Consider the following 10,682-nt stretch of genomic DNA (forward strand, 5'->3'; position numbering starts at 1 on the left):
AGAAAAAATAGTACTGTAACGTCTTGATGATAAAGTAAATGAGAAAATGCCTCACCCATGCTCACTGATATTTGGAGAAACTATGAGCACAAAAATACCAACAGATGATCATTTTATGAAAATGCAAAAACCTTTTGAACTTTTCGCAAAGTGGCTTGAAGAGGCAACGATAAGTGAAATAAATGATCCGAATGCTATGGCATTAGCAACAGTTGACGAAACAGGACTCCCTAATGTTCGTATGGTTCTCCTCAAAGACTACAGTCCCCAAGGATTCGTCTTCTATACCAATTATGAAAGCTGTAAAGGACAAGAAATTTTAAAATCAATGAAAGCATCCTTAGGTTTTCATTGGAAATCACTCCGTCGTCAAGTCAGAATTAGAGGAATCGTTGAAAAAGTAAGTCAACAGGAAGCCGATGCCTATTTCCAATCGCGACCACGTGGTAGTCGAATTGGTGCATGGGCCTCTAAACAATCTCAACCTTTAGACAATCGTTTTGTGCTCGAAAAAGCAATTGCTCAATATACTGCGCGTTATGCTCTAGGCAATATTCCACGACCACCTTATTGGTCTGGGTTTCGTGTTAAACCCCTTTCTATAGAGTTCTGGTGCGATCGCCCATTTCGTTTACATGATCGTCTGCTTTTTACACGGGATTGTGTTGAACACAGCGATTGGAAAAGACAAAAACTTTATCCCTAATCCTTCAAGCTTCATCGTTATGAAGATTTTTTCTTCGCAACAATTAAACAAATATTTTTTATTCGAAAAATTCTAAAAGAAGATGATTTATTTTATTTAAATAGAAGAATTTTATTTTCACTGTAAAGGTTAATTGGTGATATTTTCTACTGTATTGCTTAAAAGTAGATTAGCAACAAGCTTATTAAAAAAAACATACTGTATTCAGTAGAAACTATGATTTTAGCTAACTTATTTTTAGACCGCAGGATAAAATATCATCCATATACCCCCACATACTAAACCAGCAAAAATCACAAAACCAATAAGCGAATTAGATTTGAAAAGCCTAAGGCATTGTGAACTATCATCTATATCAATGACTTTAATTTGAATAAACATATGGATGCTTGCCACAAAAATCCCCAAAAAACTAAGAACAGGAACTCCAGCTAAATAAAATGCTAGACTAACGAACATCACAAAACCACCATACAAAAATACTAAAGCACGCTTGGTTGCTTTACCAAAAAGAAGAGCCGTAGAACGGACACCAACAGTAATGTCATCTTCTTTATCTTGATGTGCGTAGATTGTGTCGTATCCTATGGTCCACAAAATTGATCCCACATAAAGCAAGATTGGTGCCCAGCTTAAACTTCCAAAGACAACAGCCCACCCCATTAATGCCCCCCAATTAAATGCAACGCCTAAAAAAAACTGCGGCCAATATGTTACGCGTTTCATAAAAGGATAAAATGCAACAGCTATCAATGACGAAATACCTAGAAAAAAACTAAACCTATTAAATTGTGATAAAACAACTAAACCAACTAAACATTGCACAAGTATAAAAACTCTTGCTTGCAACCGACTCACATGACCTGTCGGCAATGGGCGAGAACGTGTCCTTTCTACCTGAGCATCAATTTTATGGTCAATAAGATCATTCCAAGTACATCCTGCCCCTCGCATAGCAATAGACCCCAGAAAAAAAAGAAAAAGATACCAAACCCAATGAAGAAACATTGATAAAAGAGTATCGTAATGCATGTTATAAGAGAAAAAAGCCATTGTTGTTGACCAAAAACAAGGCCACATCAACAATTGCCAACCGATAGGCCGATCCCAACGCGCCAATTGCGCATAAAACCATAAAGAACGGGGAAGGAAGCTGTAGACCCATTGTTTGGAAGATGCATCCATAACCCGTCCTTGGCTATCATAGGACTGAACATGCGCGATATTTTTATTTTTTTTCATCAAATGATTTACCTTTGGTCTTGCGATAGAGACATTTCATTCTTATGAGAAAGGGATGAGATTAATTATCTTTTATGAGAGGAGCAAGCAATGAATATTCTTCTTATTGGCTCAGGTGGACGAGAACATGCTTTAGCATGGAAAATAGCAGCATCACCACTGCTAACAAAGTTATATTGTGCTCCTGGAAATCCTGCAACAACAGAATTTGGTGAAAATATTAATTTGAACATTGATGACCATCCCCTTGTTATTGATTTTTGTAAAGCACATTCTATTGATCTTGTAATTGTAGGACCAGAAGCACCCTTGGTGGCGGGTATAACAGACTCTCTTAATAGCGCTAACATCTGTGTATTTGGTCCTACTCAAAAAGCTGCTCAACTAGAAGGTTCAAAAGCCTTTACAAAAGATTTATGTCGGAAGAATAACATTCCTACAGGAAGTTACCAATGCTTTAATGATGCCTCTAAAGCTAAAGCTTACATTCAGCAACAAGGTGTTCCCATTGTTATTAAAGCTGATGGCTTAGCAGCTGGCAAAGGTGTCGTGGTTGCAACAACTATGGAAGAAGCGTTTAACGCAGTTGATGCCTGCTTCAAAAGTACATTTGGAGATGCAGGAAACAAAATTGTTGTAGAATCTTTTCTTGAAGGTGAAGAAGCAAGCTTCTTCTGCCTTTGTGATGGTAAAGTTGCTCTTCCTTTTGGATCTGCTCAAGATCATAAACGTGTAGGTGATGGGGATACTGGAGCAAACACCGGTGGTATGGGTGCTTATTCACCAGCGCCCATCATGACCCAAGAAATAGTGAATCGTACTCTCAAAGAAATTGTTGAACCAGCTTTAAAAAGCATGAAAGAAATGGGCGCCCCCTTTAAAGGTATTCTCTTCGTCGGATTAATGATAACGCAAAAAGGACCCGAATTAATTGAATTTAACGTACGATTCGGTGATCCTGAATGTCAAGTTTTAATGATGCGCCTCAAAGATGATATTTTGCCAATTTTTCTTGCTGCATCTCAAGGAAAACTTGAAAATAAGCCTCTTCGGTGGTCTGAAAAAACAGCTCTCACCGTTGTTATGGCTGCTAGTGGTTATCCAGACTCTCCCCAAAAAGGTACTGTTATCCGTAACGTTGATCAAGTAAACACTCTTCCCGATGTGAAAGTTTTTCAAGCTGGTACAGTGTTGCGTGATGGAGAACTCATTGCAAATGGTGGACGTGTACTCAATATAACTGCAACAGGAAAAACGATTACGCATGCACAAAAACGTGCTTATGAAGCTGTTGATTGTATTGATTGGCCAGAAGGTTTTGTTCGTCGAGATATCGGATGGAGAGCCGTTGCGCGAGAAAATTAAATCCTTTGAATATTCTTTTTTTACGATTTTCTTATTTTATATAAGAGCATGATACAAAAATTTTCTCACTGTTTTACGTTGACCATAACTTTGAAAAAATAAGTGTGCTTTCCTTTGAACAATCAAATACTGTAAATAGGATATCTACTCATGATAAAATAGGAAAATTTTCTGAATCTGAAGATGTAATATAAAATAATCATTTTACTGTTGTCTTTACTTTAAACGCATTTTCTCATCATTTTTATAAACACTTTCTTTCTTATAAAATCCTGAGGAAAAACGTATATACTATCATTCCTTTTATTTATCGCGTTTTTAGTGAAATTCCGCTTTTACGAAAAATAAAATGCCCAAAAAAGATAGTTATGTTATTCACATACAAATTCTTAAACAATATCTCTCATGCTTATCATTCCCATTTTACGACACTACCTGCAAATAGTATAAATCCATTCTGCCAGCTTTCTGGAATAAAAATAAAAACCTATACCATCATTGTATTTTCCAATTCTCAATATTACGATAACCCTTTCTATCTAAATGATTTTGATTATAAAAGAGAGATGAAATAAGAATATTCTGCAATATTCAAAGCTTTCATTCAACATGGAGAAATGATTTATAAAAAAAAATTCAAAAACACTTCCAGTAATCTTCTGGTGTTTTTAATAATGTGGCAAAAACCCAAAATTATACCGCAAAAAAACAGTTTCTATTGTTATGAAAACCGTTTTTACCTCTCTGAAAAAAGCGTTTTATATCATCGATTCCTGCTGCCAATGTATGGTGTCAAAAAACTCTCATTTACAATCATTGACTTTCTCTTTGTTTTCAAGAACCAAAAGTCACACCAAATCCCGTCTGTAAAGGTCTGAATTCTCATTAAGCGGGTTCCTCTTGCTTCCCACTCATATGCTGCACTTACACAAAGACCTACAAGCAAACTTAAGAATATTCGCCATATCTTCTAACAACACTTCATGTGTGAAGTTTACATGCCTTATGTTACCTCCCCAAACAACGATGTTTTACAGCACAACAAGATAAATGCTGACGGTCGTACAAAAATGAATGCATGTTAATTTACTGGAGTGCAATTCGATTCGCAATCACCAAACGCAAGCCTAACGGATTGCTATAACGAAGTAAAAAATGCTTTTGTTTAGAATGTGCTGTTGTACCAAAAAATCGATGTAAATCAGAACGATCTTTTACAACCAGAATGCGATTATCTTCATTGATCATAAGCATGGGAAGGCCATAAGTATCCGCCCATAACCGCCAATCCAGAAGAACATTATTCAAATCTCTGGAAACCAAAAGCGGTATACAAGCTTCCTCATCGGCATGAAGTAATTCTAATGAAACAGCTCTTTCTCCTGAACGCGTTTTTACGGTACGTGCTGCAATTCCTTGAAAATGATAAGGGGGTATTAAATGCGATAAGCTTGAAGGCATATCCGTTTTAAAAGAAACACCACGCTCATTTAACGAACAAATAACCTGATTACCCGTTTTGGATGAAAAATATGTCGTCGTTTGTGGCAAATGGCACGGATCTAACCGAAATTCAAGCACCGCTTTTGCCTGATTAAAGCATTGATTAGCCATATACATTATCCCAATTTATCTTAAATAACATACACCCTTTAGCAGCTTTTTCTCATTGGATTATTAAAAGTTTGAATAAAAAACAACTGGTTTCTTTTTTGGTTATTAAAATCTAAACAAAAATGCATGATCACCATTCTTGAATTATAATACTTTTCCAGGATTCATTATCCCTAAAGGATCGAGTGTTTTTTTAATCCCTTGCATAATATCCAATGCGACAGGCGATTTAAAAGAACGAAGTTCTTCGCGCTTAAGCTGACCAATTCCATGCTCAGCAGAAAATGCACCTCTATAGTCCACCACTAAACTATGAATGCGATGATTCATTGTTGACCATAACTGCAAAAACACTGTCGTATCAGCTCCTACAGGTTGTGTAATATTATAATGTAAATTTCCATCGCCCATGTGTCCAAAACAAATCACCTGTGCTCCTGGAGCAATATCTTCAACAATGAGCGCTGCCTCAGCAATAAAATCAGGAATAGAAGCAAGTGGGATTGCAATATCATGCTTAATGGACCCTCCTGCTAACTTTTGTGCTGATGATATACTTTCTCGTAATTGCCAAAAAAAATCTTGCTGTTTTAAAGATTGCGCAACAACTGCATCTTCTATCACCGCGTTCTTTAAAGCTTCTTCTAAAATAGTACTCAATACCGATAACGCCTCATCATTGCCTTGCAACGATGAAATGTTCATTAATACATACCATTCATGTTTCCGCTGAAGAGGAGGCTTCTCACACATCTTATAATCTAAAGCCATTTGCAAACTGGGATTTCCCATGAGCTCAAAACCTGTCAACATCCCTCCTCCATATTCTTGAGCCAGAGATAAAAACTCTAAGGCCTTCGCCGGACTATATAATCCCACCAAAGCAACAGCTTTTCCTTTTATTTTTGGAAACATCTTCAAAACGGCTGCGGTTATAACTCCCAATGTGCCTTCTGCACCAATAAAAAGATCTTTTAAATCATAACCGCTATTGTCTTTTTTAACAAAACGCAAATCATCTAAAATACGCCCATCCGGTAAAACAACTTCTAAACCAAGACAAAGATCACGCATATTGCCATAAGCTAAAACAGCTGTCCCTCCAGCATTCGACGAAAGATTTCCTCCTACTTGGCAAGAACCTTCAGATGCCAAAGAAAGAGGGAAAAAACGACCTGATTCATCCACTTTTTTCTGTAAATCCTGTAAAATAACACCAGCCTCTACAACAACAAAATTTCCCTCAAGATTTATAGCTCTAATCTTATTTAATCGCTCCATGGATAAAAGAACGCTCCCTCCTCCTTCATCTGGTTGTTGTCCCCCCACAAGCCCTGTATTTCCACCCTGTGGCACAATCGGTGTGCGCGTTTTGCTCGCTAACTGCATAATCGATGAGACCTCTGCGCAAGAAGATGGACGTAAAAGTAAAGGTGTTTTTCCATGAAAAAGCCCACGCTCTTCAAGCAAATACGGTGCAATCAAAGCTTGATCCGTTATAGCATGCTTAGCACCAACAATTTCCCTAAACCCTTCAATTAATTCCTGCTCCATGTTCATTTCTCCTTTGGAGCCGCAGCCCGTATAAGACGATCATTGATAGCCTCTCCTAATCCGTATGATGGAATAGGTTCTACTGCGATACATCTCACTTTAAATGAATCTAATTCCTTCATATATTGAAATAAATGAGAGGCTGCCTCTTCCAACTTTCCATCTTCGCTAAGGTTTAAAATAGAAACGGCATTTTCAGCCCCCATAACACGCTTTGAACCAAATGCTAAAAGCGCTTCACCATTTTCCACCTTTTCTACATTCAAACGAACCGTAGCATTGGGAGCATAATGCGATTTTAACATCCCAGGAGCTTCAATCGCCGCCCTTTGATCTATCCGTTTTAAAGGCTTCCCCACAACCTCTTCAATTTTATCAGCCGCAAGCCCCCCTGGACGCAAAAGATAAATATTTTCACCACAAATTTTAATAATCGTTGATTCCAGCCCTATTTTAGCAGGTCCTCCGTCCAATATCAAAGGAACAGATTCCCCCAAAGATGCAAAAACAGCCTCAGCTGAAGTAGGGCTAAGACGCCCCGATTGATTCGCACTAGGAGCAGCAAGTGGACGGCCAAAATGTTGTACCACTTCCGCAAAACGACTGTCTGGAAAACGAACAGCCAAGGTATTCAAACCAGAGGTTGTTAAAGGATGGATATTATGCTGTTCCTTTAAAGGCAAAACCAATGTCAAAGGCCCTGGCCAAAATTCCTCTATTAATTGGCGTGAAAGAAAGTCAATTTTAACATAACGTTCCGCCATTTCGATGCCGCTAACATGCGCAATAAGAGGATTAATTTGTGGACGACCCTTTGTAGAGTAAATAGAAGAAATTGCCCTCCCATTGGTTGCATCGCCCGCTAATCCATAAACAGTTTCCGTTGGTAACGCTACTAACTTCCCTTGTTCAAGAAGCGCTATTGCCTCTCTTATCGAAGCACTATCGAGTGGTAGAATCGTCATGACACATCATTTCTATAACACTCTTTTAGTGATATTATGCTCTTTTTTATTCATATATCACATTGATTTATATGTTTTTTTAAGTATGGGGTTCATAAATAAAGGTTAGGGAATAGGATTTTCCAATATTCTTCTACAAAACATATCTTATTCTTCTAACTTTCTCTAATAATTTTTTGAATTTTGCTAAGTTCTCTTGTGAAAAGCTATTGTTGAAACTCTTGACATAGACTTAACGTGCAGTACATTGCACTACAATTGAATAGGGGATTTAGAAATGGGAAAAATTCAAGCCCGCATACCTGATCAAGTTCAAGAAATTGCAAGTGCAGTTATTAAGTCTACGGGTTTAACTGTATCGGATGCAGTACGCATGTTTATGACCCGCATTGCTAGAGATCGAACATTACCGCTTGGATCTTTCAACCAAATCCGGAAACATTACGAGCTATCGAGGATGCCGAAATGGGATGCGTCGAACGTACATCATTAGACAGCTTAAGGACCATGATACGCGAAGATAGAACCGAAATGCGTAAATCTGAAAAGAAAACCTAAGCTTGCTATATTGTCTATACGCGTTCATTCCGGTCTGACCTTAAACGTGAAAGCAAAGGTAGGTATGCTAATACACTAGAGAAGGATTTGCTGCTTGTAGTCAAAGCGTTAGCGGAGAATGAACCGCTAAAAGCGCATTGGAGAGATCATGCGCTAACAGGTCAATGGCGCAATTGTCGTGATTGTCATATCAAGCCAGATTTAGTTTTGATCTATCGAAAGCCAGATGCCAAAACACTAGAGCTTTTACGACTTGGTTTGCATTCTGAACTACGCTTATGATTGGATCTCCAATTCATAGTAAAAAGAATTTTTCGTAGTTTTGCTTGTATGTCAGTTTTTCTAATTTTTTGAGAACCATTGTTTTAAATGTGCGAAGATGTTGTCTATTGCATCCATGAGGCGTGCAAAATCAAGGATAAGCAAAAAAAGAAAAAATGCTATCCACTTCATCAAGCGAGACATCATTTTCACGCTTTGATAGGTGATGATCATTTCTTGAAGCATTTCTTTTCTACTTCTGTAATTTCTATATCGTCTTGTGTTTTTTTTCTAACCATGTTTCCACCCACACAAGCGTTCACCTAGATTATTGTGCTTTAAGATCTCTCTTACTAAATTGGAACTGATGGTGTTCAGATCTTGCTGGCTTAAATAAATAGGTAACCAACCAACACAAGAAGAAGCATATTTATTTGTCGCGCAATCAATCAAAGAGAGCAGCACGCACATCAGCAGCACTTTTTTGATTAACTTCACTTTCCACCGCCAAACGTGTTGTGGCTGCTTTTAAAGCTTTTTCTGTTTGCTTTTGTTGTTCTGCTTTTTTTCCAAGAGTAAAAGCTCTTGCTAAAATCATAAAAAAAAGCGGCTAAAGCCGCACCTGTTAGCATCAGATTTCTTTTCATCCATAAGATTCATAGGCAGTGCTCCTGAAAACGTTTAGCAACAAAGAAAATGCCAGCATATGCGGCTCAAACCATAATGGCGGCTAAAGCCCATTGAACTAGACCATTGCCCGCTAAAAAACCGCCAAGACCTGAGAAAGAACCAATAATGGGTGCCAATGCTTCTGCTTTACCCCCCGTTTCTACTGTTTGATAATTAGAAGAAACACAAGCCCCTTTCGTCCATAGCCCTGCCTCTGATACACGCCGGAGTACAAGACCTTGTAAACGTTTGCCTCTTGGCTTTGGTCCATTTTCTGCAATTCGGTTGGTACAGCTTCATAATCACCCCGATTAAGCCTTTTAAGCAATGTTCTATAGCCTTCTTGAGGGCTTAACGTGTTGCCTATGATTTTCATGGCAAGATCTGGATATTGTGTGAGTGCTTGCGCATCTTCATCGCTATACCCTTTAGAGCGTAAAAATTGCAAAGTTTGTTTATGTTGTGCGCGTTCCTTGTTGCCCTGCCGCATAAGGATAAATGCATTTGAAAAACTTTCTTGTGGTGTCTTTCCTAACGCAAGCCCTGCAAAAAAAATCCATTAAATGCTCGGAAAATTCTGATTTTCTAAAACGCTCCCATAAGCTACTTGGATTTGCTCCTGTCTGAACAAAGTTATCAAGTGACTTGATATAATCTGTTTTTTGTTCAAGATCACCACTTGCTTTTAAATGCTCCTCTTCTGGTAAGTGTGCATTCAAATGTTTTTCTTCTCCTATAGGTGCATCAAAAAGCTTTTCCTCATCATTTCCAGAATCATTTTTCAAAGAGTTTTCCGCTATAGATTTCTCATTAAGTTGAGCAATATAATCCATCACATTTTTTTGCTGTCGCCCAGCTTCATCCCCACTAGACTGATCAATGTTCCCAACAAGTGGAGATTGAGGAATCATTGATGCAACACCTCCCTGCTCTGAGAAGTCATGTTTTTGTTGCTCCGGCACCTCTTGTATCTTAACAGTATTCTTTGAAACATCCAGCAATGGAGGCATTTGGCGTTTTAAATCATCCATAGACATAATCAATTCTGCTGGCGTTTTTTCCCAGCTCGTTCTGTCCCTGCTTGAGAACCGCGAATAAGCTCTATAGGACTCAATTTTTGCGGAGTATTATCCCCATTGCTCGCATCAAAAGGGTTTGTGCGACAAGCAGCCCGTTCTAAAAAAACTTGGCTTGTATCGTCCTGCCAACGGTGTGCTTGGAGGCGTAGAAAGCTTGTTCGAACAAATGCTTTGGCAATTGATACATACCCTGATATATCAAGGGACGCAAAAATTTTGGATCAAACAACTTTAAAAGAGAATTTGTGTTTTCTTGTTCCATCACTGCACCCTTTCCATCTCACAGCCACGCTTGCTATAATCTACATGCAAAAAACCTATCGCCTTATGCAAGAAAACAGCTTCAGGTTTTGACTTCAAAACATCTTGTGCCATCACCCCGCGATAACGCTCTGGATAGCCCCTGTAGTTATACTCATAGAGTTTGTATCCATCTCGCTGCCCTACTCGTACGATATTTTCTTTCGCTCTGATGTTGCTAAGCCCAGCAAAAGTACCAAGGATAGTTCCAACATTTCCAACAATCTCCTACGGATTAGGTTTTGGCTACAACAAGATATTGATTTATAATGATAATTCACTGTTTTGTATGTTGAGTGAGAGTCCCGAATAACGTAAGATTCTCTCATTTCAAATCTGTGTATGCTGAATCAATCAAAACCACTCGCT

Annotated in this window: 7 protein-coding genes and 5 pseudogenes; 4 read left to right on the forward strand and 8 right to left on the reverse strand. The window is 38.3% G+C overall.

The annotated features are described in order from the left end of the window. The first annotated feature begins 82 nt into the window (after window positions 1-82). Window positions 83-706, forward strand: coding sequence for a pyridoxamine 5'-phosphate oxidase (gene pdxH, locus ACFINX_RS07010; RefSeq protein WP_375611119.1), 624 nt, complete (start codon window positions 83-85; stop codon window positions 704-706). A gap of 237 nt (window positions 707-943) precedes the next feature. On the opposite strand, the gene ubiA is transcribed toward pdxH, so the two are convergent. Then, entirely contained in the window at window positions 944-1,948 is a 1,005-nt protein-coding gene (gene ubiA / locus ACFINX_RS07015; protein ID WP_375611118.1) for a 4-hydroxybenzoate octaprenyltransferase, read from the reverse strand. 90 nt (window positions 1,949-2,038) lie between these two features. On the opposite strand from ubiA, the gene purD reads away from it, so the two are divergent. After that, window positions 2,039-3,313 (forward strand): phosphoribosylamine--glycine ligase, encoded by a 1,275-nt coding sequence (gene purD / locus ACFINX_RS07020; RefSeq protein ID WP_375638048.1) that lies wholly within the window; start codon window positions 2,039-2,041, stop codon window positions 3,311-3,313. Between the two features lie 1,086 nt (window positions 3,314-4,399). On the opposite strand, the gene ACFINX_RS07025 is transcribed toward purD, so the two are convergent. The 3 genes from ACFINX_RS07025 to ACFINX_RS07035 all read right to left on the reverse strand — a co-directional run bounded on the left by ACFINX_RS07025 (window position 4,400) and on the right by ACFINX_RS07035 (window position 7,446). Then, window positions 4,400-4,927: a DUF6101 family protein gene (locus ACFINX_RS07025; protein WP_375638047.1), complete on the reverse strand. Its 528-nt coding sequence runs from the start codon at window positions 4,925-4,927 to the stop codon at window positions 4,400-4,402. 144 nt (window positions 4,928-5,071) lie between these two features. Further along, window positions 5,072-6,481: an FAD-binding oxidoreductase gene (locus tag ACFINX_RS07030; protein WP_375611115.1), complete on the reverse strand. Its 1,410-nt coding sequence runs from the start codon at window positions 6,479-6,481 to the stop codon at window positions 5,072-5,074. Window positions 6,482-6,483: 2 nt separating this feature from the next. Further along, entirely contained in the window at window positions 6,484-7,446 is a 963-nt protein-coding gene (locus ACFINX_RS07035; protein WP_375611114.1) for an L-threonylcarbamoyladenylate synthase, read from the reverse strand. 277 nt (window positions 7,447-7,723) lie between these two features. Here ACFINX_RS07035 and ACFINX_RS07040 point away from each other — a divergent pair. Beyond that, a pseudogene (locus ACFINX_RS07040) lies at window positions 7,724-8,004 on the forward strand (type II toxin-antitoxin system RelB/DinJ family antitoxin). Between the two features lie 9 nt (window positions 8,005-8,013). Next, window positions 8,014-8,286: a type II toxin-antitoxin system YafQ family toxin gene (locus ACFINX_RS07045; RefSeq protein WP_375668549.1), complete on the forward strand. Its 273-nt coding sequence runs from the start codon at window positions 8,014-8,016 to the stop codon at window positions 8,284-8,286. A 60-nt stretch (window positions 8,287-8,346) separates the two neighbouring features. On the opposite strand, the pseudogene ACFINX_RS07050 reads toward ACFINX_RS07045, so the two are convergent. From ACFINX_RS07050 to ACFINX_RS07065, 4 pseudogenes are all read right to left on the reverse strand, one after another. Then, window positions 8,347-8,564, reverse strand: a pseudogene (locus tag ACFINX_RS07050) (hypothetical protein). 146 nt (window positions 8,565-8,710) lie between these two features. Continuing rightward, a pseudogene (locus ACFINX_RS07055) lies at window positions 8,711-8,912 on the reverse strand (hypothetical protein). Window positions 8,913-8,978: 66 nt separating this feature from the next. Next, window positions 8,979-9,265, reverse strand: a pseudogene (locus ACFINX_RS07060) (glycoside hydrolase family protein); the annotation flags it as partial. After that, window positions 9,260-10,275: pseudogene (locus tag ACFINX_RS07065) on the reverse strand (hypothetical protein); the annotation flags it as partial. The pseudogenes ACFINX_RS07060 and ACFINX_RS07065, both read right to left, overlap by 6 nt. Window positions 10,276-10,682 lie beyond the last annotated feature (407 nt).

Origin of the sequence: Bartonella sp. AP36NXGY (assembly GCF_042195865.1) — a bacterium.
In the GTDB taxonomy this organism is placed as follows: Bacteria; Pseudomonadota; Alphaproteobacteria; order Rhizobiales; family Rhizobiaceae; genus Bartonella.